The 25,336-nt window shown below is 60.3% G+C and carries 22 protein-coding genes and 2 pseudogenes; 8 read left to right on the top strand and 16 right to left on the bottom strand.

Annotated elements, in window-relative coordinates:
- Positions 1-26: 26 nt before the first annotated feature.
- From JZY08_RS26085 to JZY08_RS26050, 8 genes are all read right to left on the bottom strand, one after another.
- Entirely contained in the window at positions 27-1,166 is a 1,140-nt protein-coding gene (locus tag JZY08_RS26085; RefSeq protein ID WP_225246839.1) for a cytochrome D1 domain-containing protein, read from the bottom strand.
- 970 nt (positions 1,167-2,136) lie between these two features.
- Positions 2,137-2,661: a cytochrome b/b6 domain-containing protein gene (locus JZY08_RS26080; RefSeq protein ID WP_052114352.1), complete on the bottom strand. Its 525-nt coding sequence runs from the start codon at positions 2,659-2,661 to the stop codon at positions 2,137-2,139.
- The gene (locus JZY08_RS26075; protein WP_142174943.1) at positions 2,658-4,190 is read right to left on the bottom strand and encodes a thymidine phosphorylase family protein; all 1,533 of its coding nucleotides are present in this window, start codon (positions 4,188-4,190) and stop codon (positions 2,658-2,660) included. Before JZY08_RS26075 ends, JZY08_RS26080 begins: the two co-directional genes overlap by 4 nt.
- Positions 4,187-5,545, bottom strand: a complete 1,359-nt coding sequence (locus JZY08_RS26070; RefSeq protein WP_142174942.1) for an MBL fold metallo-hydrolase RNA specificity domain-containing protein — start codon at positions 5,543-5,545, stop codon at positions 4,187-4,189. The genes JZY08_RS26075 and JZY08_RS26070 overlap by 4 nt, the downstream gene beginning before the upstream one ends.
- 7 nt (positions 5,546-5,552) lie before the next feature.
- Positions 5,553-7,922: a xylulose 5-phosphate 3-epimerase gene (locus JZY08_RS26065; protein ID WP_112828953.1), complete on the bottom strand. Its 2,370-nt coding sequence runs from the start codon at positions 7,920-7,922 to the stop codon at positions 5,553-5,555.
- 51 nt (positions 7,923-7,973) lie between these two features.
- Entirely contained in the window at positions 7,974-8,996 is a 1,023-nt protein-coding gene (locus JZY08_RS26060) for a ribose-phosphate pyrophosphokinase (protein ID WP_115672701.1), read from the bottom strand.
- A gap of 5 nt (positions 8,997-9,001) precedes the next feature.
- Complete coding sequence (locus tag JZY08_RS26055; RefSeq protein WP_246751773.1) at positions 9,002-10,954, bottom strand: heavy metal translocating P-type ATPase; 1,953 nt, start codon at positions 10,952-10,954, stop codon at positions 9,002-9,004.
- A 388-nt stretch (positions 10,955-11,342) separates the two neighbouring features.
- Positions 11,343-11,552, bottom strand: a complete 210-nt coding sequence (locus JZY08_RS26050) for a heavy-metal-associated domain-containing protein (protein WP_080843327.1) — start codon at positions 11,550-11,552, stop codon at positions 11,343-11,345.
- A gap of 143 nt (positions 11,553-11,695) precedes the next feature.
- On the opposite strand from JZY08_RS26050, the gene JZY08_RS26045 reads away from it, so the two are divergent.
- Both JZY08_RS26045 and JZY08_RS26040 read left to right on the top strand, forming a co-directional pair.
- Positions 11,696-11,962: a glutaredoxin family protein gene (locus tag JZY08_RS26045; protein ID WP_080843328.1), complete on the top strand. Its 267-nt coding sequence runs from the start codon at positions 11,696-11,698 to the stop codon at positions 11,960-11,962.
- 11 nt (positions 11,963-11,973) lie between these two features.
- Positions 11,974-13,008 carry a 2Fe-2S iron-sulfur cluster-binding protein gene (locus tag JZY08_RS26040; RefSeq protein WP_142174939.1) on the top strand — a complete coding sequence of 345 codons (1,035 nt, stop codon included), beginning with the start codon at positions 11,974-11,976 and terminating at the stop codon, positions 13,006-13,008.
- A 195-nt stretch (positions 13,009-13,203) separates the two neighbouring features.
- On the opposite strand, the gene JZY08_RS26035 is transcribed toward JZY08_RS26040, so the two are convergent.
- On the bottom strand, positions 13,204-14,136 hold the full coding sequence (locus tag JZY08_RS26035) for a Crp/Fnr family transcriptional regulator (protein WP_225246838.1): 933 nt from the start codon (positions 14,134-14,136) through the stop codon (positions 13,204-13,206).
- A 184-nt stretch (positions 14,137-14,320) separates the two neighbouring features.
- Positions 14,321-14,650, bottom strand: a complete 330-nt coding sequence (locus JZY08_RS26030; protein WP_142174938.1) for a hypothetical protein — start codon at positions 14,648-14,650, stop codon at positions 14,321-14,323.
- A 961-nt stretch (positions 14,651-15,611) separates the two neighbouring features.
- On the opposite strand from JZY08_RS26030, the gene JZY08_RS26025 reads away from it, so the two are divergent.
- A complete protein-coding gene (locus JZY08_RS26025) occupies positions 15,612-15,866 on the top strand; it encodes a DUF2933 domain-containing protein (RefSeq protein ID WP_080843331.1) in 255 nt (84 codons plus the stop codon).
- Positions 15,867-16,109: 243 nt separating this feature from the next.
- Positions 16,110-17,042: a LysR family transcriptional regulator gene (locus tag JZY08_RS26020; RefSeq protein ID WP_216333575.1), complete on the top strand. Its 933-nt coding sequence runs from the start codon at positions 16,110-16,112 to the stop codon at positions 17,040-17,042.
- Between the two features lie 70 nt (positions 17,043-17,112).
- On the opposite strand, the gene JZY08_RS26015 is transcribed toward JZY08_RS26020, so the two are convergent.
- Together JZY08_RS26015 and JZY08_RS26010 are read right to left on the bottom strand one after the other, a co-directional pair.
- Entirely contained in the window at positions 17,113-17,520 is a 408-nt protein-coding gene (locus JZY08_RS26015) for a DUF305 domain-containing protein (protein WP_112585217.1), read from the bottom strand.
- 13 nt (positions 17,521-17,533) lie between these two features.
- On the bottom strand, positions 17,534-17,728 hold the full coding sequence (locus JZY08_RS26010) for a heavy-metal-associated domain-containing protein (protein WP_077546174.1): 195 nt from the start codon (positions 17,726-17,728) through the stop codon (positions 17,534-17,536).
- Positions 17,729-17,889: 161 nt separating this feature from the next.
- On the opposite strand from JZY08_RS26010, the gene JZY08_RS26005 reads away from it, so the two are divergent.
- Both JZY08_RS26005 and cueR read left to right on the top strand, forming a co-directional pair.
- A complete protein-coding gene (locus JZY08_RS26005) occupies positions 17,890-20,394 on the top strand; it encodes a heavy metal translocating P-type ATPase (protein ID WP_142174936.1) in 2,505 nt (834 codons plus the stop codon).
- A 54-nt stretch (positions 20,395-20,448) separates the two neighbouring features.
- Complete coding sequence (gene cueR, locus JZY08_RS26000) at positions 20,449-20,898, top strand: Cu(I)-responsive transcriptional regulator (RefSeq protein ID WP_112585213.1); 450 nt, start codon at positions 20,449-20,451, stop codon at positions 20,896-20,898.
- Positions 20,899-20,929: 31 nt separating this feature from the next.
- Here cueR and JZY08_RS25995 read toward each other — a convergent pair whose 3' ends face one another.
- Together JZY08_RS25995 and JZY08_RS25990 are read right to left on the bottom strand one after the other, a co-directional pair.
- The gene (locus JZY08_RS25995) at positions 20,930-21,970 is read right to left on the bottom strand and encodes a type II glyceraldehyde-3-phosphate dehydrogenase (protein ID WP_216333573.1); all 1,041 of its coding nucleotides are present in this window, start codon (positions 21,968-21,970) and stop codon (positions 20,930-20,932) included.
- A gap of 77 nt (positions 21,971-22,047) precedes the next feature.
- On the bottom strand, positions 22,048-22,707 hold the full coding sequence (locus JZY08_RS25990; RefSeq protein WP_080843338.1) for an isoprenylcysteine carboxylmethyltransferase family protein: 660 nt from the start codon (positions 22,705-22,707) through the stop codon (positions 22,048-22,050).
- A 254-nt stretch (positions 22,708-22,961) separates the two neighbouring features.
- On the opposite strand from JZY08_RS25990, the gene JZY08_RS25985 reads away from it, so the two are divergent.
- A complete protein-coding gene (locus tag JZY08_RS25985) occupies positions 22,962-23,237 on the top strand; it encodes a metal-sensitive transcriptional regulator (RefSeq protein WP_097136800.1) in 276 nt (91 codons plus the stop codon).
- Positions 23,238-23,342: 105 nt separating this feature from the next.
- Here JZY08_RS25985 and tcmP read toward each other — a convergent pair.
- Both tcmP and JZY08_RS25975 read right to left on the bottom strand, forming a co-directional pair.
- Positions 23,343-23,981 (bottom strand): annotated as a pseudogene (tcmP, locus tag JZY08_RS25980) (three-Cys-motif partner protein TcmP); the annotation flags it as partial.
- A 22-nt stretch (positions 23,982-24,003) separates the two neighbouring features.
- Positions 24,004-24,552: pseudogene (locus JZY08_RS25975) on the bottom strand (phage Gp37/Gp68 family protein); the annotation flags it as partial.
- A 52-nt stretch (positions 24,553-24,604) separates the two neighbouring features.
- Here JZY08_RS25975 and JZY08_RS25970 point away from each other — a divergent pair.
- Positions 24,605-25,318 carry an IS6 family transposase gene (locus tag JZY08_RS25970; protein ID WP_172873129.1) on the top strand — a complete coding sequence of 238 codons (714 nt, stop codon included), beginning with the start codon at positions 24,605-24,607 and terminating at the stop codon, positions 25,316-25,318.
- Positions 25,319-25,336 lie beyond the last annotated feature (18 nt).

Genomic DNA, 25,336 nt, shown 5'->3' with positions numbered 1-25,336 from the left:
CGGCGAAGCGCCGCCCCGACGTTGCATCACTGCGCCTGATAGGTGACGCCGTTCGGTCCCTTGCCGACAGCATATGTCTTGACCACGGACTGGCTGCCGACGTCGATCTGGGAAACGGTCCCGGCCACGATGTTGGTGACGAAGACAAAGGCTCCGTCGGCAACGACCGTCACGCCGTGAGCGCCCTTGTCCGTCTGGATGGTCTTCACGACATTCCCGCCTACGACATCGATAACCGAGACCGTCTCATCCGGCTCCGTTTCGGTTCCCTGGTTCGCGACGTAAACCAGCCGGCCATCAGGCGTGGCGTAAACCTGGATGGGCGAACGGCCGACATTGATGCGTGCGATCACCTCGCGCGACTGCGTGTCGATAACGGCGACCTTGTTTTCATCGCGCAGCGAGACATAGACCCGCTTTCCGTCAGGTGTGAAGCCGACCTGGACGGGCGCAACGCCTACCTTGATCCTGGCAACTTCCGAAAGCGCCGTTGTGTCGATAACCGAAACAGTACCGTCCTGGACATTCGCGACATAGATGGCGCTTCCATCCGGGCTCATCCGCAGGCCGTGGGGGTAGTCGCCGGTGCCGACCGTGGCGACGACCTCGCCCTTGGCAAGATCAACGACCGACAAGCTGTCGTCTTCGGAATTCGAGACGTAGGCGCGATTGCCTTGCGCGTCTGCGATCACATGCGCAGGATGCCCACCCACGGGGATCGACGCCTTCACGCCGGAGGAAATATCGGCCGCGTCGAGGACGATCAATTGGCCTGCGACAGCGGCATCACCATGTCCGTCGCCGCCATGGCCAGCCCCATTGGACGCATGAGCGTCTTCAGCTTTGCCGGCGACCGGCAGGCCCACCGCCAGCACCAAATCTTTTCCCGATACGAACTGCACGTTGTGGGGCGTGATCGGGACCGGAACGATGTCGATCTTTTCCGTGGTAAGGTCGATGCGGCTAACGGTGTTGCCAAATTCATCGGCCGTATAGACGAAGCCGGTTGCAGCAGGCTCCGCTCGGACGGTGGCGGCGAACGGAATAGCAAGCACCAGGGCCGATGCCGTCGCGAAGGCCAGCATGGCCGCACGTCTGCGAATCGCGGTTGCTGTCAGGACTGCCGCGGTGATGGAAATCGAACGGGTCGAGTGGGTCTTTAACATGGTATTCAGCTCCTCGGCTCGCAGCCTTGCGGGCTGCTCGAGCACATCTTGAGGTGAGTTTGAAAAGTGGCCCGGCGTGCGGATACCGAAGACTTCCTCGCGTGCCGCTGCCTACCGATTTCGGCAAGGTCCGTGCATGGCCCTTTCTGGCTCGCCGGCAGCCGACGATTGGAGGCTATGTCACGTCGGCGTCACGCAGAACGGCTCGTCTCCTCGGCCGTATCGTTGGGCGGCCTGGGACGCGCACGGTCGGAAGACTAAGGCATTGTGCCAGTCCTCGGGTCGGCTGGAGCACACGGACAGAACAGGCCGAAGGTGCTCAGATGACCAAGATGGATCGCGGAGGTCGCTTCTGACGACGCAACTCCGCGGATGAGGGCACGGGCGATGCAGCCGGCGAGACTGTCTCGCCGTTCAACGTGCGCCAGCTCCAGGCCGTGTTCAGCGGAGCGCAGAGGAAGCACCCGAGGCTCGACAGGCAGTGACCGCTGTCGCACGGGTGCTCGGCGCCGCGTTGGGTATCGTTGTCGCAGGGCATGCGCACAAGGAGGTCGGCACAATCCCCAGCTTGAGTCATGAGCGCCGGGATGCCCTCCCTTGAAGCAGCACGCGCTTGATGCCCGCCATCTGTGAGAAACGCCGTAAGCCCGAACGCGATGGCGAGGAAAAGGATAAACCCGCGCCGCAAGGCGGTCGCCCAATTATGCGACCTTCTGAACGCCTTGACCATTGTCACGCCGGCGGCCACCACGGCTCATCCTTCGGTTTGCTTGAATGTAGAAACTGGGGGCAAATCTAGCGCAGATCCAGAATGATCACTTTGCGCTGCATCAAACACGTAGGGATCAATGCTTGCGAGGCCGCTCACCGAAACGACCTGCGCGCCAATCTCCGCAAATGAGTGTGCTGCTCGCGCGGAGAAGCGCGCTCGACTAGATAGAATTTACCCGTGGGCTGACTGTCCGGCGCGCTATTTCGTGTTCCTGATCATTCGCCGCAGCACGTCGTCGCGACGCCAGAAGTGATGCCACAGAGCAGCGAGGGCGTGAGTGGTCGCAACGACCAGAAGCATCCAGCTCAGCAGGCTGTGCAGGGAAGCGATGCGGAACGTCACGTACATAGCGATCGTGCCTGTGATCGGCAGTGCGAGCAATAGGCCGTAGAGCACCGCATGAGTGACCCCTGCGATCATGCGCTCAAGCACCGACATGCCCTGGATCGGAGGTGGTCGGCCATATGTGAAGCGCAGAATAAGTTGACTGAGCGCCAGCGCCATAATCAGCCATCCGCTCCAGGCGTGAACCTGATGCAGGAAAAGGTCGAAGGGTTTAGGTTTCAAGAAAAGGTGCGCCATGTGCGTGCGTTGGATCGCCCAGGCCGTGGGGACCTGGATGATACACAGGATAAGGACCATCCAGTGCATCAAGCGCTGGTAGATCGAGAATGCGCCGGCCGAACGGTGCCGGCGTATCCAAATGGACAGCCGCCACGTCAACTTTCGACCTCGAAAAGGTCGCCTGCATGCGCGGCATAGTCCAGTGCGTAGCCAAGTTCACCAGCCGTCTCGGCGTGAACGTGCAAAAGCGGCTGGCCGCTGGCGATCTCGTCGCCGAGGCGGACGGCCATTTGGACGCCTGCCGCCTTCGACTCCGGCGCTCCGGCGAGCTTGGCGAGTCGGGCGATTTTGCGATTGTTGATATGGACGACGCGGCCGGCGCGCGACGCGATCAACGGATGAACCTGTGCGGCCTTCGGTGGCTCACGAAGTCCGCCTTGCGCCTCGCAGATCGCCATGAACTTCGACCAGGCACGACCGTCGACCAAGGTCGCCAACGCAAGCGCTTCACCTTTCCCCTTTGCGGCCTTTCCACCGATCTCAAGCGCGGCGCCCGCCAACAGGATCGCGCGGCGTCGCAGATCGTCCGGCGCATCCGGCGCGTTTTGAAGAACCGCCAGGACGTCGAAGGCTTCTAGACCTGGGCCGATGCCGCGCCCGACGGGTTGCGAACCGTCGGTCTGGACGCAGGTCAGGGCCAGATCGAAACGGGCAGCGACGGCGCTGAGGCGACTGGCGAGCTGATCGGCGGCCGCTTCGCTGCGCACCTTGGCGGTTGCCCCAACCGGGATGTCGATAACCACATGCGTCGAGCCAGCGGCGATTTTTTTTGAAAGGACGGAAGCGACAAGCTGTCCCTCGGTATCCACGTCGAGTTCGCGTTCGATCCGGACGAAAATGTCGTCGGCGGGGCTGAGATGCACCGCCCCGCCCCAGGCGATGCATCCGCCTTCTGCTTCCACGACGCGTCGAAGGGTTTCGATGCTGAGGTCGACAGGGGCAAGCGTTTCCATTGTGTCGGCGGTGCCGGCTGGCGAGGTAATCGCGCGCGAAGACGTCTTCGGCATGACAAGGCCATTGGCGGCCACGATCGCGACGACGATCGGCGTGGTTCGATTGCCCGGCAACCCGCCGACACAGTGCTTGTCCACAACGATCGGAGCATTCCAGCTCATCCGGTCGCCGACATCGACCATGGCGCGCGTGAGGTCAACAGTCTCGCTCTCGTCGAGAGGAAGCGCGGCACTGGCGGTCAGAAAGGCGGCGAGATGGACCTCGGTATAGCGGCCTGCGACCACGTCGCTCACGATTTCGGCAAAGGCGTGCGCGTCGAGGCGATTGCCATATATGCGACGGCGCACGCTCGTCAGAGACTCCACGGCCGGAGGATGGGTCACCGTCACATTGTCATTCTCGCTAACGCCGAGGATCTGCCAGGCTGTTTCAGAAAGACCGACTTCATCCTGAGCGAGCAATGCATCTCCTTCGACCTGAAAGAGCATTGCCTGTACCTGTCTCGCGCCGATCGAGACGAGGACCTGGGTGCGCGCGGACAGACCCTCCGAGCGGCAGACATGGCAATCGGTGCGCATCACCACCACGGCCTGGTGCTGAGTGTGCAGCCGCAGGCGCCGCACGCGTAGCGTCGGCTGAGAAGGAACCTCGGGTTCGACGTTGTTGATCGTCATAGGTCGAAAGCCTGATTCTGGCGTGAGACGACTGCGTTCCATCCAAGCTCGCGGTCGATCCGCACGCGCAGCGCTTCGGAGGCATCGTCTTCACCATGCACGATGAACACGCGGGACGGCGGCCGACGGAAGCCGGACAGCCAGCGCATCAGCTCGTTTGCGTCGGCATGCGCCGACAGCATGGACAGGTCCGCGACCTCTGCCCGAACCGGGATCCACTGGCCATGGATTTTGATCTCGCGGGAGCCCTGCATCATAGCGCGGCCCCGCGTTCCGGCTGCCTGAAAACCCGAGAAGAGAATGGTGTTGCGGCTGTCGGGGGCAAACGCCTTGAGATGGTGCAGGACCCGTCCACCGGTGGCCATGCCGCTCGCCGAAATAACGATCTTCGGGTAGGCGCTTGCGGTGATCGCCTTGGAACCCTCAACGTCGCGCGTGTAGGTGGCGATCGAGCAAATCGCATAGCATTCCTGCGGGCTCAGCCGGTGATCGGAACGATGCGCATGCAGCAAATCCGTTGCGTCGATCGCCATGGGGCTGTCGAGATAGATGGGAATCTTTCCGAGACGGCCATTCATTCTCAGCTTCCAGAGATGGTAGAGAAGTGATTGGGCTCGCCCAACCGCGAAGGCGGGGATCACAACGGTTCCGCCCCTGGCGGTCGTGCGCTCAATGACGCTTCCCAAAGCCTCTGTGGGATCGACCTGATCGTGGATGCGATTTCCGTAGGTCGACTCGATTACGACGTAGTCGGCGTTTTCGACAGCCGTGGGGTCGGGAAGAACGGGGTCATCGTAGCGGCCGAGATCGCCCGAGAAAGCGACTCGACGCCCTGCCCATTCGATTTCCGGGATAGCCGCGCCCAAGACATGCCCGGCATGGCGGAAGGTCAGTGTCGCATTGCCTGGAAGGTGAATGGGCTTGTCGAAAGGTTCGGGCGAGAAGAATTCGAGGGAGTGCTCGGCGTCGCGGATGCCGTAGAGCGCAAGCGCAGGCTTGTGCTTCGAAAAGCCCTTTCGATTGGCGTATTCGGCATCCTTTTCCTGGAGGTGGCCGCTGTCCTTCAGGATCAGCTCGGCAACGTCGCGCGTCGCCTCGGTAGAGTAGATTCGGCCGCGGAAGCCATCTCGAACGAGCTTGGGCAAATAGCCGGAATGGTCGAGGTGGGCATGCGTCAGGACGACGGCGTCGATGCTCGATGGCGTAACCGGAAGTGCTGCCCAGTTGAGTTCGCGCAGGTTCTTCAGGCCCTGGAACAGGCCGCAATCGATCAGGATGCGCTTGTCGCCATTGGTGAGGAGATGTTTCGAGCCGGTGACGGTTCCCGCACCGCCAAGCGAAGTTAGTGTCAGCATGTTGCCCTCAATCTTGTGCTTTGGACAGATCGGCAGGAGCGCCACATCCATCGATTGCGTTGCGTTCGGCCAGGGTGAGCAGTTCATCGCGCGACCAGTCCGAGAGCCGTGCGGATGCGTCGACAAGGTGCGCCCATGAGCAGCGGTTGGCGAAAAGCATGCCGGAAACATCCAGCGTGCCGCCACGACTGATATATCCATGCGCCGCGGTCCGTTTCGGGCCGCCGTCTAGCCGTCGAAGCAGGCCGACCATCGGTTCTGGGCGGGTGTGAGTGACGATAAGGCGGGGCAGATCGGGTGGGAAAAGGCTTGCAAGCTGGTCATCGCGCGCTGTGAATTCGGCCTCGAGCGGATCGCGCGGCGCCCGAAAGCGTCCAGGCTCCGAAATCGCCGTGACGACGACCCGTCGACCATGCGCTTTCAGCCGGTGGGCGGCCTTGAGAGCTTCTTCGAGTTGATAGGCGCCGATCGTGACGAGCTGGAGTGCCGCTCCATCCGGGTCGCCGTCGATATGAGCCGCACCTATGTTGACGAAGCGCTCGGCCGCCTCGGCGTCGAGACGGTGAGGCATGTCGCGCTTGGACACGATAAGGCAAGCTACTTGGCCGCGCCCGCGATAGACCGACCGCAGCGCCGCGGCAGCGCTGTTCGCATCGACGGGAAACAGCACGCGGGACGTATCCGACATCTCGCCCAACAGGGCCTCGCCAATCGTCGGATCCTGGTGTGACTGTTCGTTCTTTGCGTTCTCCCAGGTGTGCGATGTGACGACGAGCGGCACGGAGATCCAGCCCGGCGTTTTGCCCGCTTCCCGTTGGTGGCGGGAGAAGATGATCTCCTGGCGCAGGCCGCCTAGCATCTTCATCGCGAAGGCTTCGTAACTGACAATCAGATTGATGCCGCCCTTGTTGGCGAGCGCCGCACCGGCCACGGCTTCCTCATTCAGGGCCGTGATAACCGCGCCGTCGACGGCATCGGCAACGCCAGGCTCCGACTGGTTTACGCGGTGGCGAAGCCTGTCGAGCGTTGCGCCCATATGGTTCGAGCGGAGTTCATCGGGATTGCCGACCCGCGGACGAAGGCCGGGATTGGCATCGACGACCCGGACAAACCAGCGATCTATTGCATGCATGGCGCAGTCGGAGGGGTAACCTTCCTGGGACCAGTCAGGTTCGGGCAGGTGCGGCGCTGCGGGATTACGGGATGCCAGAGGATGCTTGCTTTCGGGAACGCGGCCCTGCCTCTCATAAATGGCAATCTCGGACACGGCGTCATCAATGTCGCCCGGCGGCACGAATAGAGCCCTTGCAGCGTCGTTGAAGGCTTGACGCGCCGCTTCGTCTCGCGACGGGTTGCCCGTCAGAGGAAGATTGTGCGCGGCATTTGTGCCCGCTCCGGGGAAGCCGAATCCTTTGACAGTCTCGGCGATGACATAGGGAATGGGTGCGGGATAGCGGCGGCTGGGATCGGTCGCGAAGCGCGTGAGCTGCTCTTCCGCTGAGAGGATGGCCCAAGCGAAGGCGGCGGGGTCCCGGCCATCGATCCTCATCGGCGCGAATCCGTTGAGGCTGAGATGATCGGCAAACCAATCTGCCCCGCCTTGCTGCGCGATCTGGACGCGTTCCTCGATACGGCGGCCGTTCATGATCATCACTGGAACAACGAAGCCGGAATCCTCCGAGCGCCACCAGCGCGGCGTCCAGTCCGATCCGCGCTGTTCCTCAAACGCGCCATCGCTGAGAAAGGCGACGAGGCTTTCGCCTGTCAGTGGCGCATGGACGTACTGCACTTCCGAGAACCCGAGATAGCCGCCCTCCGAGATCGCACCGGCGGTGGTTGGGCCGGCGTGGCTGCCGATCGGCACGCCCGGCCGGCCGCTCGCGTCGATAGCGTAGGAGTAGAAATCGGCTGCGAGTTGAGACAGCCCTTTCTCGCTGCGATCATAGCGCCCGAGCTGAGCTTGCGAAACGTCGCCTGTCAGCGCGTTGACTGCATCGATCGCCGCCACGCAATGCCCCTGACCCATAAGCCACGATCGGGTTGTTGCCGAAATCGCGTTGGCAACCAGATAGCCGACGAAAGCCGGGGCCATGTTGAGCGAACCGCCGGTATGGCCCTCCGGAACGGTTTTGAAGGCGTCGGCTGGCAGAGGAGCGCCGGACAAATCGACACGCCTCGCATAGGTCATGTGGACGATGGTCCACATGGCAGCCGAGGTCAGGCGGTCGGCCGCTGCGAGCAGTCGGTAGAGCCGATCAGGTTCGATCCGTCCCGACATGGCCAGCGTTTGAATGCGCTCGATGGTTTCGTCGCTATGTCGGATCTGGCCATAGCCGTCGCGCCATGCCTTGAAGAGTTCGGGAGTCGCTGCGGCCATGCTTTCGGGATCCTTTTTTGACTGCTTGTTGAGTGCGATCTATCGACAGCGCTACCGATGTCCCCCCAACCATGGCGGTGGATCGCTGGCGGGGAATGAGTCGATGCCCGCGCGCTCCACCGCATCGAGCGGCTCCGGAGGACGGCGGTGGCGGATCTGATCCGACCCTGCCGCCGTGTCCGTCCGGAGATGCGCGGCAATAAGCGGCGCAAGCTCAATACGGTTGCTGGCGTGGACAACGGAGTCGGTCGAAACGATGCGACCGCAGAGCGGGGCAAGCTGTTGATACGAATCGCCCGCGAAGATGCCATGCACGACAGCGACGTCAGGCGGAGCCAGACCTTGCAGTCGCAACTTCCTCGCCGCTTCGATAAGAGTATGGCCTGATGAGGCGATGTCATCCACGAGTACAGGCTGACGATCGTGCCAGGCGGAGAGATCGGGAAGTTCGATTTCGACGTCGCGATCGCCGTGTCGGACTTTCCTCAGGACCGCATGTGGCGCATCGATGCGCTTCGCGATGGCCGAGACCCACTGCTCGCTTTCCTCATCAGGGCCGATAAGCAGTGAGGCCTTGACCTCCGACCCTATCCAGTCGGCAAGGAGCGGGGCCGCATGAAGCGTCGCTGTCGGAATGGAATAGATCGCCGAAAGTGTTGGATGGCGATGCAAGTGCGGGTCGACGGTAATCAGGCGATCGAAGGTTGCCGATACGAGTCTTGCGAATGTGCGGGACGTGACCGCCTCGCCCGGTCGAAAGCGCCGATCTTGCCGCATATAGGCGAGGTACGGGGCGATCAGCGTTACCTCTCTGGCGCCCAGTGATCGTACGGCGTCGGCGGCGAAGACCAGCCGCAGAAAGCCTTCATCGGGGTGAGACAGGGTGCTGACCAAAATGACCGCTTTGTCGGTCACGTCGCACAGGATGCGGAGATAGCTTTCGCCGTCGGGGAAATTCCGGGTTTCGAGGTTGCCGAGCGGCCAACCGCCCTCGCTGGCGAGGCGCTGGGCAAAGGCGTCGTTTCCCGGAAGGGGAAGGATCACATGGCTCGAAGCGTGGTTCGTCGTATCCATGTGGGTCATCCGTTCCTGCGGTAGCGGCGCAGGAACTGCGCGTTGATGGCGACGATGATGGTGCTGGCCGACATGAAGACCGCAGCTACGGCCGGCGTCATCAGGAAGCCGGTCCCGAAGGTGATGCCGGCGGCCATGGGGATCGCCACGGTATTGTAGGCAGTCGCCCAGATCAGATTCTGGACCATCTTACGGTAGGTCGCGCGCGAGAGACCGAGAATGGCCGCCACATCGCGCGGATCGCTTTTGACGAGGACCACATCGGCGGATTCCACGGCGACATCCGTACCAGCGCCGATGGCGACGCCGAGATCGGCCTGGACAAGAGCTGGCGCATCGTTGACGCCATCGCCCACCATCGCCACCGAAAGGCCACGCGATTGCAATTCCTTGATCTTGTCCGACTTCTGATCGGGAAGCACCTCGGCGAAATATTCGGAGATGCCGAGTTCCCTGGATACCGATTCCGCAACGCCCGTCGCATCGCCCGTCAGCATCACCGACTTTATGCCAAGGCGATTCAGTTCGGCGATGGCTTCTCTCGATTCGCTACGCACGATGTCGGCAAGCGCGAAGAGCGCGCGCGGCGCGCCATCGCGGACAAGTACAACCACCGTCTTGCCGTCTGCTTCCAGCTCCTTGAGCTTCGGATGATCGATCGGGCTGCCTTGCCGAGCGAGATGGCCGGGGCTGACGATCCGAAGCTCCTCGCCGTCAACCTTGGCGGTAATGCCTTCGCCGGTGATATTGCTGACCTCGGTGGCCTTGGGGATCGCGATGCCGCGCTTCTTGGCTTCAGCGACGATGCCATGTGCAATTGGGTGTTCCGACTGACTCTCCGCTGCGGCGGCGAACGCCAATTCCTGGCTTTCGTCGCCAGCGGACAGAAGGACAATATCGCTGACGCCGAAACGTCCTTCCGTCAGCGTCCCTGTCTTGTCGAAGACCGTTGCATCAAGATTGCGCGCGCGCTCGAAAGCGGCCCGGTCGCGGATCAACAGACCGTTGCTCGCGCTCAGCGATGTGCTGACGGCCACCACCAGGGGCACGGCGAGGCCGAGTGCATGCGGGCAGGCCACGACCATGACCGTCACCATGCGCTCCAGGGCGAACTCCAGGGGCGATCCGAGAACGATCCACCAGACGAAAAGCGTCCCGAAGCCGACGACGAGGGCGATATAGGTGAGCCAGGCGGCTGCCCGGTTGGCGAGGTCCTGGGTCTTGGAACGGGTCGCCTGCGCCTTCTTTACGAGGTCGATGACCTGAGACAGATAGGTCGCGTCCCCCGTCGCCGTCACCTTGATCGTCACGGCATTGGCGCCGTTGATCGCCCCGCCGATGGCTGGCGCGCCGACGGTCTTGGAAACAGGCCGCGATTCGCCTGTCAGCATCGCCTCGTTGAAGGCGGACGATCCCTCGATGATCTCGCCATCGACCGGCACCTTCGCGCCCGGCCGGACGATGACGCGGTCGCCGGGCTGGAGGGCGGAGATCGCTACTTCATGCGTCGAGCCGTCCGCATCGATCCGCGTCGCGCTGTCTGGAAGCAGGCGCACCAGTTCCTCCAGCGCGCGGGAAGCCCCCATGACGGAACGCATCTCCACCCAGTGGCCGAGCAGCATGATGGCGATGAGCGTCACCAATTCCCAATAGAAGGCTTCGCCGGGGAACCCGAAGGTGACCGCCGCCGAGAAGAAATAGGCGGCCGAGATCGCGAGCGCGATCAGCGTCATCATGCCGGGCTGGCCCTTGCGCAGCTCCGAGGTGAAGCCGGTCAGGAACGGCCAGCCGCCATAGACGTAGGCGATGGTCGAGAGGACGAAGAGCACGAGACCGTCGCCCGGAAACGACAATAGCTCGGTCAGGCCGAGCCAATGGCGGATCATCGGAGACAGAAGCAGGACGGGCGGCGTGAGAATGAGCGAAACCCAGAAGCGGCGGCGAAAGTCGGCGACCATCTCCGCATGATCGTGTCCGCCGTGCCCGGTATGTTCGGCATGGGTTGAGCCGGCTGCCGAGACGATGCTTGCGGCCGCGTGGTCGTGGTGCGGACCGTTGGCAGCCGTCCGATGATGTGCGTGGTGGTTGCCGTGTTGGCTATGCGATGAGCTCATTCGATGTTGTCCTTCACTGGCCATTGGCGATAACTCGGAATGCAGGCCATTCTTGTTCCGTGACACTGGCCAGTTCTCGGCAGGGCAGAATCTTCGGTGCAAAGGTCTTCGGTCCGACGTTCCGAATCTTTGATCCAGATTAAGTTCTTGCGGCTCGGCTGAGGCGATGGGGCCGCGCCGCCGACCGTTCTTCCCGCTTGTTCGGAAACAGGGCGCTGTGGCGAAACGCCTCTCACCCCGATGATTCAGGAGTGTCTGCCGGGTAACCTGCTTCTTCGAGAACGGCGACAAGGGCTGCCCTGTCGGCGCTCGTCTCGATCAGGACCTCGCGTTTGTCAGGATCAGTCTCGATCCGGGCCATCCCGTCGACGCTCAAAAGCGCCTTGGTCACTGATTTTGCGCAGCCGCCGCATGTCATGTTCGGGACCTGGAAGCGAAGCATAGGGACCTCCTCTGTTGTTCGCGTCCAAGGAGATTGGGGCTTCCAACGATGGTAAGGTCAACCCTTAATAAATCTTCTTGACCCTGCCATCGTTGGAAACCGCAAGCTGGATGAAGAACTGTCAAATCGAAAGGAGACGACAGATGAAGCATTCCAGCACAAACAGCGTCATCATCTATACGACACCCACTTGCCCGGACTGCCGGGCGCTCAAGACCTGGCTCAAAGAACAAGACATCACGTTCCAGGAGCGCGATCTGACCGATCCATCAGTGATGGAGGAAGCGAAAGCGCGAACCGGGGTGCGGGTCGCACCGATAACCATCGTCGGGTCGCAGATCTTCTACGGGACGTTTGCGAGCCAGAAGCCCGGACTCATGGCCGCCCTCGACTTGTCGACGCCCGCATGAGTGATATGGTCATGAACAGCAAACGAGTGGACCTGCCGCAGGCTGGAGCCAGCATCGAAGTCGCGCTAGGCCAGACGATACTCGAGGCCGCGCTTGCAAGCGGCATCGCCTATCCGCACGGCTGCCGATCCGGACGCTGCGGGTCATGTAAATCCCGCCTCAACTCCGGCGAGGTCGACCTTCGGGAGCATTCGCGTTTCGCGCTCTCCGTCGAGGAGAAAGCTGAGGGGCTGATACTCGCCTGCCGGGCAATCCCCAAAACCGACGCCACCGTTACATGGCTGGGTGGTGCGGACGAGCTGGCCGACCATCCACGTCGACGCCTCCAGTGTAGCGTTGTTGGCATTGAGGATGTCACCCACGATATCAAAATTGTCCGGGTTCGCCCGAAAGACGGTCGGCCTGCCTCCTTTACGGCCGGCCAGTTCGCGCGCGTGACATTTCCGGCCACGCCGACACGAGATTATTCGATGGCGAACCCGCCGGGCGCCGACGAGCTGGAATTTCACATTCGTCGCGTGCCGGATGGCGTGGCCTCTAACCTCATTCATCCAGTGCTCGATCTCGGGGACCCGGTCATGGTCGAGGGGCCTTTCGGCTCGTCCTTTCTGCGCGAGAAGCATGCCGGCCCAATTCTCTGTGTGGCGGGCGGATCGGGCCTCGCCCCGATCAAGTCGATCGTTGAAACCGCGCTGGCACGGGGGATGAGACAACCCATTCACGTCTATTTCGGGGTGCGGACGGAAAACGATGTGTATCTCGTCGACCACTTTGAGGGTCTCGCGTCCATCCACGGAAATCTGGCATTTACCCCTGTTCTGTCCGACCAGGCGTCGGGCACGGCTTTGCGAGCCGGTTATGTCGATGCTGTGGTCGCAAAGGATCTGCCAGATCTCGACGGCTGGAAGGCATATATCGCCGGGCCGCCACCGATGGTGGAGGCCGTCATGGTGGTTGCCACCAACCGGAGGCTCCGCGTCGAGGATATGCACGCCGACGTATTCTTCACGCCCGATGAGCCGCTCGCAAGCGCTGCGGCAGGGTGAAGAACGACCGGCGTTCGGGATCGCTACAGACGATTTCCGGCGGACCGGCGGCTTGTGCGCATGAGATCGAGCGGAAGACGCCCGCCTTCAGGCGGTAACCAATGCCGGACCATCGGCCCTTGCTCCAGTATTCACCTGTCGGTCGGGATTGGTCACCGCGATAACGCGCATCCGGCTGTCGCATGGCGGACCGGCCTATGTGGTCCGCCTTCGATCATCTGATCGCGAAGAGTTTTGATCGAGCCACGCCTTCGCGATCTCCACATCCACTCCCGCGACCTCGATCAACTTATCCGGATTGAGGATTCGAAGACGCCGGTATTGAAATTGAACGATTCCCTCCTTCCGCAGGGAACTGAGGACACGGTTGACATGAACGAATGTCAGGCCCGTCGCATCGCCGATCTGTTCTTGAGTTAGGGGAAGCGCCATCTCTTCGATGCGGTTGCCGGGCCATTGCGCCCGATATCGCGTGAACAGCTCCAGCAGGAGATGGGCGACGCGCTCGCGTGCCGAGCGACGCCCGATACTCGTCAGGTGATCGAAGGCAAGATCGCGTTCGCGCGCTACAGATTGCGCGAGTCTCAAGCCGATTTCCGGGTCTTCCCGCAGGCGCGATTTCAGAACGGACATCGGAACGACGGAAACGACTACGTCCGTCAGGGCCTGCGCGCCGACGTTTGAGGGCATGTGACCGGACGAGAGCACCCCCAGCACTGCGCCTGGCAATGCGAAATGCACGATCTGTCGCCGGCCATCGGGAAGCAAGGAATATACCGCTATCCAACCGTCAAGAAGGTTGAACAAAGAACCGGTAGTGGACCCAATACCGAGGATTTCGTTGCCTGCGTCGAATTTTCGGTCGCCGGTCCTGAACCCCCGAATGAGGCGGTTTGCATCGATCGGAGGAGACACGGCGCCAAGCGAAGCAGACGTATGGGTGCCGTGACTTGAGAGCGTCAAAGCCTTCGATGATTGAGGAACAATGGCATTTTCGGCGTTTGAAGCGCCGTCTGCTGGGGGGTTGTTTGGCAGCAAGCTGCTCCAAGCGCCGTTGATCATGGCCAAATTGGCGCTTTGAAATGATCGGGCGGGCTCGGGGGAGAAAAAAGAGCGATCCAAGTTCATGTTGCACCTCCGGGGCGCGGAGCCCGTCTCGGTGGCTATCCGAACAGGCAATCAATCCTGACGTGAGGACCTGTGCGCCGACGCAGCTTTGCGCCGGGGATCAGGTGGGCGCGAACACGACAAATCTCCAGGAACCAGAGTGTTGATCCAATCTGGCGACAGGGTTTTAGCCGCGGAACGCCGCCTAGAGGATTTGATTTCGGGGTACGGGAGGGTCGCGGCCAAGAATGAACGACCGCAGGCAGGTTTGCCTTGGCGCAAATGATTTGGTGGTCCAGGAACCGATGATGGTGAGTCCGCCTTGGTAAGTGCATAGCGGTGCAAAGCACGGAGCGCAGATGGCTTTGCAGCAACTGGCGTCGGTCGGGCAGTCTTCCTGGGCCGCTGCAGAGGCCCTGAACTCGGCGTTCGCAAGCCGGATTTCGGTGCCGGACGGCGTGAAATCACCGTTATGCGCCATGGCTGGCCCGGCCTGGATCGCCAGAACGAGCATGCAGACCATCAGTGCTGCCAAATACCTGAGCATTCCTCGATTCCGCAATCGAACGGCTCGCCCTTTCAACATAGAGCGAATACCCCGATCCGGAACACATACTATATGTACAGCCACCTCAAATTGATTCAGATCAAGGTCCAGGGCGGAGGTTCGCGGCAGGGTGTCAATTCGTGTCGGGAACGCGACCAATCCGCCGGGACGAGGGTCTATGTGCTTGATCGAGGTTAAAGTGCGGCGCGCAAGGTGATGATTTCGTCACATCCAGAAACTTGTTCCAGCGGGTCACGCATGTCATCGATGGCGCTGTTGCGGGCAGATCGGAAGACCTGGGTTGCGGTTCTCGTCGCTCGCACTCGACGACGGACGATGCTGAGCCCATTCTTCGCAAAATGCGACGGAATCCTGCTGGTCGATCCGGTCACTCGCTGCCGCGACTATATGCCGAATGCCGGCCGCACCAGTGAGGCGACATGCGCGATGATCGCGATCAGCAGCGCAACTAGACTCGTGTGCGGCTTCATCGCAGACGCGGACCGCGATCGGCTCGTGCTATGCGGAGTAGATGTGAGGATCGGTTCCTGCTCGTGTCCGGTCGACGATCTGGTTTGCGGATTCGAGGCGCTGCCACATGCCTAGTCCATGGGCCACAAGGGATCTGCCAAGCTCTCCTCAATAGCGCGCCGAATTGTGTCGACGGGGAGCGGCGTGTCCGTTCCCGATCAAAGCAGTGATGGCGTAGCTCCTCTGGCCACCGAAGCCCTCCACATTGATGTGCGAGAAGTCGAACCGGATCCGTCCAGGTTGGCCTTTTGGCGAACCGCGCAGGGTAGCCTCGTCGTTCCCGACACCTTAATCGAGATTAAAGACTCCCCCAGACGGCCATTGCTATCTCAACAGCAGTTGCCTCGCGGTCGGCTTACAGGCGGTGTCGCGGCACACATGCACCTGCCGAGGCCACGCGCGATACTGGAGGAGCAATATGGACCAGAACTCTGATAGGCAAACGGGCGGTAACGCTCAACGATCCAAGCTTACAGCGAGCAGCGTCGCCTTCTATGGCTTTCTCGCAATCGCCGCCTTTTACCTCATCACGGAGCATCGTGCTCACACTCTGGGCTGGTTGCCTTGGCTTCTCATTCTGGCTTGTCCGGTACTCCATATCTTCATGCATCGGAAGCATGGCGCACATGGACATAATCATCACGAAAGGCGTGCCGACCAAGATAGCCGCTGACCTCCAATGAATCAGCTTCAGATAGCGAGAGCGCAGCATGACCAACGGCACTTCGAATCGCGACATGCCAGATCCGAAACCCTTTACTCGCTGCGCGACTCGTCGTTGCACGGATACGAGCGAACGAGGGGCGACGGTGATCGACGCGGGTATCAGACAGCTTGGACCCGAACAGTGGCGCGAGCCGTTGGATTTGGCATCTCCTGAATTAAACGGCCTCGCGCCTCGTAGGAGGCTGCTGACATGGCTAGGCGACCACCTGCAATAGAGCTGCGTCACCTTAACACCTTTGTGGTCGTGGCCGAGCATGGCAGCTTCCGCAAAGCTGGGGCGGCCATCGGGCTATCGCAATCAGCGGTCAGTCGATGTATTGCTGACCTTGAGGATCAATTCGGCGCCTCGCTGTTTCACCGGCACACCTGGGGGATCTCGCTGACCCATGCAGGGCAACGGTTCCTTGGACGGGCAAGACAAATTCTCAGAAACGTTGACGACGGAGCCGAAGATATTGCTGCCATAGAGCGTTCTGAAAGCGGCTTAGTGAGGATCGGAATATTCTCATCGATTGCCTCGGGGTTTCTCGCAGAACTATTGCGTGCATATCATCGCGCGCATCCGAGGGTTCAGGTTGAACTCATCGATGGCAATCCTTCAGAGCATGTGGCGGCGATTCGCCAGTTTTCTCTTGACGTCGCCTTCCTTACCGGAACCCGCCTCTGGTCTGATTGCGACACCTCGTACTTTTGGTCTGAGCGCGTCTTTGCGGTTCTACCGGAGGATCACTCGTTAGCCGCGCGCGACGAGGTAGATTGGACCGACCTCGTTGATGAAACTTTCATCGTGAATGACGTGGCGCCCGGCCGAGAAATTCACGACTACCTGGTTCAGCGCTTGGCTGGTCTGGGTCAGCACCCTGAGATCACCGTCCATTTTGTCGGACGAGAGAACCTGCTCCCACTCGTGGCTCTGGGCCGCGGATTGACGGTCGTTAGCGAGGCGATGACTGCGGCTCAGTTCCCCGGCGTGTGCTATCGGGCGATTCTCGGGGAAATCTTGCCATTTAGCGCCGTATGGTCTCCACGTAATGACAACCCGGCCTTCCGAAGGTTGCTTAGCATGGCGCGTTCTATGGCAACGTCGTGGTCTCCGGGCTCGACAGGGTCAAACGCGCAATAGCGCGCCCTCTCCTGAGCCTGTGTAAGATGCAGGGATTGGTCGGGCGGCTCAAGAAGCCGCCCGACCGGCGTTATTTGCCACGATCGGCGAGCCACTTCTTCATCATGGCGATCTCGCCTTCCTGGGCTTTGATCACGTCTTCTGCGAGCTTGCGGACCTCAGGGGCGCGACCGTACTCGAGAACGACCTTTGCCATGTCGATAGCGCCCTGATGATGGGGAACCATGCCGCGCATGAAGTCGACATCGGCATCGCCTGAATAGTCCATCAGCATGTTCTTCTGCATGCTTTCCATGACGGCCATGTAAGCCTTGGTCGAGGGTTCGTCCGCGGCGGACATGTCCATGCCCTGCATGTTCATGCCGGGCATATTGTGCCCCTGCATAGCGCCATTGTTTTCCATCTGGGTTTGAGCGAGTGCCAGGCCCACGCTGATGGCGATTGCGCCACCTATGAAAATCGGGGTTAGCCTGTTCATCGTTTCATCCTCATCAGGTTGCGACCGCAGGATAGCCGGCTTCTTCCAGAACGCGCTCGATATCGGCGACGGTTGCCGCCGTCTCGACCTTGACCGTGCGAGCGGCGGGGTCCGGCTTGACCGTAGCGTTCGGGTCGACGGACTGGATCGCCTTTGTCACCGACCTTGCGCAGCCCCCGCAGGTCATGTTTTCGATCTTGAGCAGCATGAGAAATCTCCTTTGTTCGGCTCTCATGCTGAACAAGATGGGCCTTCCAACGATGGTAAGGTCAAGGGTCACATGCAAGGATTTATTCTATTGACCTTCCTATCGTTGGAAGCCTGATCCTCCTCCAGAATTTGATTCTTCGAATAAGAAAGGAAGAGGCGATGAATGCCCCCGTCCGCACCAATGAGATGTCTGAAGCTATATCGCTGCCGATAGAGGGCATGACCTGCGCGTCGTGCGTTGGCCGAGTCGAACGAGCCCTGAAGGCTGTTCCCGGTGTCGAGGCCGCATCGGTCAATCTGGCTACGGAACGCGCGAATGTCACCACCAGATCATATGTTGACAAGGCAATTCTGATCGAGGCGATCGAGAAGGTCGGCTATTCGGTACCGTCCCAAGCCGCAGGGCCGACCGGCCTCGTAGAGCTGTCGATCCAAGGCATGACATGCGCGTCGTGTGTCGGGCGGGTCGAGCGCGCCTTGAAGGCTGTTTCAGGGGTTACCGAGGCAGTGGTCAATCTGGCCACGGAACGGGCCACGGTGCGCGGCGGCGCCAACACGGCTGAGTTGATCGCCGCCATCGCAGATGCTGGCTACGAAGCCGAGGTAGTGCGCGCAAATGCCGGCCCTGACCACGAGGATGCAAATGCCGAGCAAGCGGAGAGAAAGGAAGCGGAGCGGCGCGAACTGGCCCGTGATTTCACGATGGCTGCGGTGCTTACAGCTCCAGTCTTTCTCATGGAAATGGGATCCCATGTCATCCCAGGCGGTCGTGCATTGATCGAATCGACAATCGGCATGCAGTGGAGCTGGTACATCCAGTTCGTGCTGACGACCCTCGTGCTCTTCGTTCCGGGCATTCGCTTCTATGACAAGGGAATTCCAGCCCTCTGGCGGATGGCGCCCGACATGAATTCACTGGTGGCGGTCGGTTCGCTTGCTGCCTACGGCTACTCCTTGGTTGCAACCTTCGCACCGGGCTTCCTCCCGCCTGGAACGATCAACGTTTATTTCGAAGCTGCGGCAGTCATAGTCACTCTCATCCTGCTTGGCCGCTTGCTGGAAGCCCGTGCCAAAGGGCGCACGTCCGAGGCGATCAAGCGGCTGGTCGGCCTTCAGGCAAAGACTGCGCGGGTTCGCAGGGATGGCAAGACGGTCGACTTGCCGATCGGTTCGGTGACTTCCGACGACATCGTTGAGGTTCGCCCCGGCGAACGCATTCCCGTCGATGGTGAAGTGGTCGAAGGTGATAGCTATGTCGATGAGTCGATGATTACCGGAGAACCTGTTCCGGTCTCGAAGGCGATCGGTAGCGTGGTCGTGGGCGGCACTGTCAACCAGAAGGGCGCCTTCGCTTTCCGGGCGACGGCGGTCGGCGGGGATACGGTTCTGTCGCAGATCATCCGTATGGTGGAGGAGGCACAGGGTTCCAAACTTCCCATCCAGGCGCTGGTCGACAAGGTAACCATGTGGTTTGTGCCAGCGGTCTTTGTGGTAGCGGCGTTCACTTTTGCTTCCTGGCTGTATTTCGGGCCGTCGCCCGCCCTCACCTTCGCGCTGGTCAACGCTGTCGCCGTCCTGATCATCGCCTGCCCCTGCGCCATGGGTCTGGCTACGCCGACGTCCATTATGGTCGGCACAGGTCGCGGTGCGGAGCTGGGGGTCCTCTTTCGCAAAGGCGAGGCGCTCCAGTTGCTGAAAGACGCCAGTGTGGTCGCCGTGGACAAGACGGGTACGCTAACCGAAGGAAAGCCGGCCTTGACCGATCTGGAACTTGCCGCAGGCTTCGACCGACCCGAGGTTCTGGGTACGGTGGCTGCTGTCGAGGCGAAATCGGAACATCCAATCGCGCGGGCGATCGTGGATGCGGCCGCTGCGGAAGGCGTTCGGATGCCGGCGGTGTCTGACTTTGAATCGGTAACAGGCTTCGGTGTGAAAGCTTTGGTCGAGGGTCGGCGCGTCGAAATCGGCGCTGATCGATACATGGTCGAGCTCGGTCATGACGTTGCGCAGTTTAGCGAGACGGCCGAACGTCTCGGTAACGAGGGTAAGTCGCCGCTCTATGCTGCGATAGAGGGAAAGATCGCGGCGATCATCGCAGTGGCCGACCCGATCAAGGAGACCACGCCCGCCGCAATCAAGGCGTTGCACGGTCTTGGCCTGAAGGTTGCGATGATCACCGGGGACAACATGCGCACCGCCAAGGCCATCGCCGCTCAACTCGGGATCGATGACGTGGCGGCGGAGGTGTTGCCGGACGGCAAGGTTGATGCGGTTCGCCGTCTCAAGGAACAATATGGCAAGGTGGCCTTCGTCGGCGACGGAATCAACGACGCCCCGGCCTTGGCGGAGGCGGATGTAGGTCTCGCCATTGGGACGGGCACGGACATAGCAATCGAAGCCGCCGACGTCGTACTGATGTCAGGCAGCCTGCAAGGCGTGCCCAACGCGATAGCGTTGTCGAAGGCGACAATCGGCAACATTCGACAGAACCTATTCTGGGCATTCGCTTACAATACGGCGCTCATCCCTGTGGCGGCGGGCGCGCTTTTCCCCGGATTCGGTATCCTTCTCTCGCCCGTGTTCGCGGCGGGCGCGATGGCCTTGTCGAGTGTGTTCGTGCTGGGCAATGCCCTGCGGCTTCGTCGCTTTCGGGCTGCTCATTAATGAAGGGTGACGCCGCCTGCCAAGGACGGCGTCCACTACGAAGGGAAATCGCTCATGAACATTGGACAAGCATCCAGAGCATCCGGCGTTTCGGCCAAGATGATCCGCTACTACGAGCAGACCGGCTTGATACCACGGGCAGATCGTACAGGGTCCGGCTATCGGGACTACTCAGATACAGACGTGCATATGCTGCGTTTCATCCGTCGCGCACGCGACCTTGGCTTCTCCGTCGCTGAGATCAACGGACTTCTGGAACTGTGGCGGGACGAGTCGCGCCAGAGTGCGGAGGTCAAGCGGTTGGCCGAGGGTCATATCGCGGAACTTGAGAGAAAGATCCAAGCCTTGCAGGAAATGGCACAAACACTGAAGATGTTGGTCAACGCCTGCCGTGGCGACCATCGCCCTCACTGTCCAATTCTCACGCGCCTGGAGACCGATGAGGAGGACGAGGATGTGTCGATTAGGCCGCGCAAAGGCGCAGTCGCGGGCATTTCCGAATGAGTGCCGCTTTTGGGCGGCACTCGCTTGCGGGTTAATAGAACCGTTGCGTGACGCCGAGGGCGGTGTTGGTCCGTGCAATGGAAAACTCGGCATTCTGTGTCAGGCCAGACAATGCGCGAATGGCGTCGATCGTATCAGGAATAACGATCGCTTGATTGTCCACCATGTAGGCGTAGAAGAGCTCATCCCGCTCGGTGCGCAGCATGTCCTCCCATAGCGCGACTTCATATAGGTTGCCGAACGGCCTATGGAGGTCAGCCATCAGTTCCTTGATCGTGTTGATAGCGGTGAGGCCGTCGGCCGTTCGTACCAGAGCTATCCGGGACGACGCGCGGAATGCGTCAAGGACTTCCTCCTTCTCCGCATTTCGCGTGAGCTGCACCGACCAGTAGTGCAGATGTGCAATTGTCTCCGGCACCTTCACGGCCATGGTCACGACATCCAGATCCGGGTCGACTTTCTGGGCATCTGGACCCTGATGGCTAGGTATCTCGGGCTCGGGAACGAGCGTATTCATTATGCCGCCAAGGTGGCTTTCCCAAGGGTCCGTTGCCCGTCTCAGCAAGGTGCCGCGAGCGCGCTTCAGCAGACCTGCCTGCTTCAGAGCGGTCAGCGTTCGGACGATAGACGTGGTGTTGCACGACACGACGCGGGTCGCATCACGTCCGACCGCACTGGCGAAGGAGCTTTCGGCGACAAAGGAATGGCCTGTGACCGAATGCTTTTCGCCGCCATGGACAATGAACTTGATGCGGCGAGATTTGTAACGCTCGACGTTTGCTGCGGCGACGTGCTTCGGAGTGCAATCGACAACGATGTCGGCTTTGTCAAGGAGATGATCGAGCGTGCCAGAAACCTCAAACCCCGCGTCCTTCAGGCTGAGAACAGCTTCTTCCGAGGCACCGTACAGGGTGACGTCCTTTTGGCTGAGGGTTCGCAAACGCCAGTCGCCGACGACATCGCACACACCTGCGAGCTCCATGTCCTCTTGTCGAAGCACCGCGTCCACGACACGTTTGCCAATAACGCCGAAACCGTTCACCGCGACGCGAACAGAAGTTCTATGTGTCATTTTGCTCTACCTTTTTCGTGATCTAGCGCCGTCGCGTCCTTCAGCAATGGCGGAAGGTGGATAGGTCAGGCCGGCAATTAGGGGCGTGCTTTATCGGCCGGCGGGCCAAGAAAGCGAGGGATGAAGCCGGGGACATCCCGCATGTACCGCTCATATTCGCCGCCATGCTCCGCAATTGCCTGCCGCTCCTCAAAACGAGCGAGGCGCCAGTACATGACGACCAGGAAAGGAAACATTCCCAGGGTCAGCAGTGTGGGCCATTGCAGGAGAAAGCCGAACAGGACGAGCACGAAGCCGGCGTACTGCGGATGACGAATCCAAGCATATGGCCCGCTCGTGGCAAGTATCCGAGTGCGCTGAGCTTCATACAGCACCTTCCAGGCGGCCGAGATGAGAACGAATCCCCCGCCGATGAAGACAAAGCTCGCTATGTGGAACGGTCCGAAATGTGGATTGGAGCGCCAGCCAAAAAGTTCTTCCAGAAGATGCCCGGCATCGTGCGAGAACCAATCGATGCCGGGATAGCGCGACTGCAGCCAGCCCGAGACGAGAAATATCGTCAAGGGAAACCCGTACATCTCGGCGAATAGCGCGACGATGAAGGCGCTAAAGGCTCCGAACGATCGCCAATCGCGGGTTGTCGAGGGTTTGAAGAATGAAAATGCGAAGAAAATGAAGACCGCTGAGTTGAGAATTACCAATGACCAAAGGCCGTATGCAGGAACCTCGCTATCCATGGTGCAGTCTCCGGGGGTGATGCGTATAGATGTGGCGTCCAGGCGATTTGCTGTTGATCCCAGCATGCGCTGCCGAGCACCGTGAATCTTTGATGTGGATTAAGTTCTGGCTCGGCCCCAAAGCTCCCGTCCGTGATCTCGTATGCGTGGGCACGCGCTGCTGGTGGTCAAGAGTTCGAGACAGAAGTTGCACGCCCTTCGGAACCGACCAGCGTTTCGAGAGTTCAGTACCCATACCATGTAGGGGTATTGGCATGTGCGACAAAGACAGGAGCAGTATTCTGACCTCTCTTAACCGAATTGCCGGACAGGTCCGCGGCGTCGGTCAGATGGTGGAGGATGAGCGTTATTGCATCGAAATCCTTCATCAGCTTCATGCAGTAAAAGCCGCTCTCTCGAAGGTCGAAACTCAAGTGCTGAAGGCCCATGCGGCTTGTTGCGTTGAAGAAGCGATCATCTCGGGCAATGCGGAGGTTCAGCGACGAAAGTTTGATGAATTGGTCGACGTTTTCGCGAAGGCCAAGCTCTAGGCGTGCAAGCGATGTACGGGTTCGGAGTAAGCACGCCGGGCCATATCGCATGACAACGTCGTTCCGGGACGTGATGTCGGTGCCCTTGATACCAAGGTAATCAAGCCGCTTCGTTAGCTGGTCCGGCTGGTCCTTCTTGAGGAAGGCCAACAAAGAGCTGATCATGAAGGTGTAGAAAATCTCCGCCGATGCATACGAGCGCATGATGTCAATAATCGTTTCGCGATTGACGTGACTGTCACCGCACTGGTCGAGATTAAACAGGACATTTTTATATCGGCCCTGTTCAAGAAGGCCCTTGATCCGGGGATAGGCGACTTCAAAGAACTCGTTGAAGTATTCGACGCGCAGATGCAGCCTCGGGCACGTTGCGGCGATGTCAGCCTGCATCGGCGCGACATGCCCCTTCAGAAGCTCGACGGCATCAAGGCTGGCGTCGTTGAAGATCAGCAGGCATTCGACCTCAATCATGCCCAGGCCCTGCACCGTGCGATGAGTGTTTACTGCTTCCACTGCGCGCTTCAATTCTTCGATGAAGATCAACGGCGAGCCAGGGGAGCCGCATTGGTAGCGGCCACCGCCTGCGAAACCGTCGACGATAGCAAGCCGAAAGCGTTCGCGCTGGGGAAGCTTGCAGCGAACAGTCAGATAGTCGAAGACGTATTCACGCAGGATCTTATGCTTGCGTTTGGAGTGGTCTTCAAGTTTTGCGCCATCCGGCCCTTCGTACTGTTTCCTCGTCATTTCGCCCCCAAGTCCCCTGTTCTTATGCGGCCGGCTGAGGCGCTATCGGCATCTCATCCCAAGTTCGGCCTCGATACTCGCGTCCGTTTGCCTTTTTTGACCGCTTTTTGTTGTCCTTGCCCCATGTACCCCACTGCTTGAAGAAGAACGCCGTCCCTGCCGTTTGGCAATTGGTGTAGATTTCATCGATCCATTCTTCACGGATGGGACGAGCGGATTTCCCACTTTCACCGCCCACGATTGCCCAATGGATTTCACTGAGGTCGATGGTGCCGACGGCGTCGATCAGAGGCTCGAATGATATGAAGCGGATCGCAGCAGGCGCTTTCCGCAGATGCTCGATCCGTTCGGCTACAGCAGCGTTTTCGATGCTGGTCCCAAGCCACACGTTGGGCAGAACCTCGCCTATCTTGCTGGCCACCAGATCGGCCATTCTCTCTGGCCGTTTCGTGAGTATCTGATAGTTGTGGTGCGGCGTCTCGCGCATGATTTGCCATACATCGAGAATGAAGTCGTCGCTGACCTGTTCGTGGAACAGATCGCTCATGGAATTGACGAAGATCTTGCGCGGGGGTGGCGTCGCCTTAACCGCCTGTTTTAGCCGACTTGATATTCGGATTGTCATGACCGAATTCCCTGCCGCCCACTTCAGACGCCACCGCTTTCCTGCCGAGATCATCACCCATGCGGTCTGGCTGTATTTCCGATTTCCGCTCAGTTTACGCGACGTCGAAGATCAGTTGGCCGAGCGCGGCATCAACGTCTCATTCCAGACCGTCTCGGAATGGGCGGCGAAATTTGGCTTGAAGTTCGCCAATCAGCTCCGACGCCGCTCACGAGGCCAGTTTGCCGACAAGTGGCAGCTCGATGAGATGGTGGTGACGATCAAGGGAAAGAAATACTGGCTGTGGCGCGCCGTCGATGCCAACGGCTACGTTCTCGACGCCCTCTTGCAAAGCCGAAGGAACAAGGCAGCAGCCTTGCGTCTGATGCGCAAACTGCTCAAGGGTCAAGGTATCGCCCCGCGCGTGATGCTGACCGACAAGCTGCGTTCCTATTCGGCTGCGAAGGCGGATTTGATGCCGAAGGTCGAACATCGCTCGCACAAGGGATTGAACAACCAGGCTGAAAATTCCCATCTTGCTGTGCGACGACGAGAGCGGCGCATGATGCGCTTCAAGTCCGCGCGGCAATGTCAGCGTTTCGTCTCCACTCACGGCCAGATCGCCAATCTCTTCCTTCTTCACCGCAAAGACTTGACCGCCGCAGACCATCGCCAGCTTCGCACTCACGCCATCTCGACCTGGCGGGAAATCGCTTTGTCGATTGATGCGTGAAGTTCAGGTCGAAGAGAC

It is taken from the genome of Rhizobium sp. X9, assembly GCF_018873185.1.
GTDB classification, from domain to species: domain Bacteria; phylum Pseudomonadota; class Alphaproteobacteria; order Rhizobiales; family Rhizobiaceae; genus Agrobacterium; species Agrobacterium oryzihabitans.
Note: the sequence above shows the minus strand (reverse complement) of the source record. Positions and strands in the feature narration are given on the sequence as shown.

Excerpts from the sequence above, each read along its gene's own strand:
- JZY08_RS26085 (WP_225246839.1), bottom strand. The coding sequence starts at position 1,166 with ATGTTAAAGACCCACTCGACCCGTTCGATTTCCATCACCGCGGCAGTC.
- JZY08_RS26075 (WP_142174943.1), bottom strand. The coding sequence starts at position 4,190 with ATGACGATCAACAACGTCGAACCCGAGGTTCCTTCTCAGCCGACGCTA.
- JZY08_RS26070 (WP_142174942.1), bottom strand. The coding sequence starts at position 5,545 with ATGCTGACACTAACTTCGCTTGGCGGTGCGGGAACCGTCACCGGCTCG.
- JZY08_RS26065 (WP_112828953.1), bottom strand. The coding sequence starts at position 7,922 with ATGGCCGCAGCGACTCCCGAACTCTTCAAGGCATGGCGCGACGGCTAT.
- JZY08_RS26060 (WP_115672701.1), bottom strand. The coding sequence starts at position 8,996 with ATGGATACGACGAACCACGCTTCGAGCCATGTGATCCTTCCCCTTCCG.
- JZY08_RS26055 (WP_246751773.1), bottom strand. The coding sequence starts at position 10,954 with ATGGTCGCCGACTTTCGCCGCCGCTTCTGGGTTTCGCTCATTCTCACG.
- JZY08_RS26050 (WP_080843327.1), bottom strand. The coding sequence starts at position 11,552 with ATGCTTCGCTTCCAGGTCCCGAACATGACATGCGGCGGCTGCGCAAAA.
- JZY08_RS26045 (WP_080843328.1), top strand. The coding sequence starts at position 11,696 with ATGAAGCATTCCAGCACAAACAGCGTCATCATCTATACGACACCCACT.
- JZY08_RS26040 (WP_142174939.1), top strand. The coding sequence starts at position 11,974 with ATGAACAGCAAACGAGTGGACCTGCCGCAGGCTGGAGCCAGCATCGAA.
- JZY08_RS26035 (WP_225246838.1), bottom strand. The coding sequence starts at position 14,136 with ATGAACTTGGATCGCTCTTTTTTCTCCCCCGAGCCCGCCCGATCATTT.
- JZY08_RS26025 (WP_080843331.1), top strand. The coding sequence starts at position 15,612 with ATGGACCAGAACTCTGATAGGCAAACGGGCGGTAACGCTCAACGATCC.
- JZY08_RS26020 (WP_216333575.1), top strand. The coding sequence starts at position 16,110 with ATGGCTAGGCGACCACCTGCAATAGAGCTGCGTCACCTTAACACCTTT.
- JZY08_RS26015 (WP_112585217.1), bottom strand. The coding sequence starts at position 17,520 with ATGAACAGGCTAACCCCGATTTTCATAGGTGGCGCAATCGCCATCAGC.
- JZY08_RS26010 (WP_077546174.1), bottom strand. The coding sequence starts at position 17,728 with ATGCTGCTCAAGATCGAAAACATGACCTGCGGGGGCTGCGCAAGGTCG.
- JZY08_RS26005 (WP_142174936.1), top strand. The coding sequence starts at position 17,890 with ATGAATGCCCCCGTCCGCACCAATGAGATGTCTGAAGCTATATCGCTG.
- cueR (WP_112585213.1), top strand. The coding sequence starts at position 20,449 with ATGAACATTGGACAAGCATCCAGAGCATCCGGCGTTTCGGCCAAGATG.
- JZY08_RS25995 (WP_216333573.1), bottom strand. The coding sequence starts at position 21,970 with ATGACACATAGAACTTCTGTTCGCGTCGCGGTGAACGGTTTCGGCGTT.
- JZY08_RS25990 (WP_080843338.1), bottom strand. The coding sequence starts at position 22,707 with ATGGATAGCGAGGTTCCTGCATACGGCCTTTGGTCATTGGTAATTCTC.
- JZY08_RS25985 (WP_097136800.1), top strand. The coding sequence starts at position 22,962 with ATGTGCGACAAAGACAGGAGCAGTATTCTGACCTCTCTTAACCGAATT.
- JZY08_RS25970 (WP_172873129.1), top strand. The coding sequence starts at position 24,605 with ATGACCGAATTCCCTGCCGCCCACTTCAGACGCCACCGCTTTCCTGCC.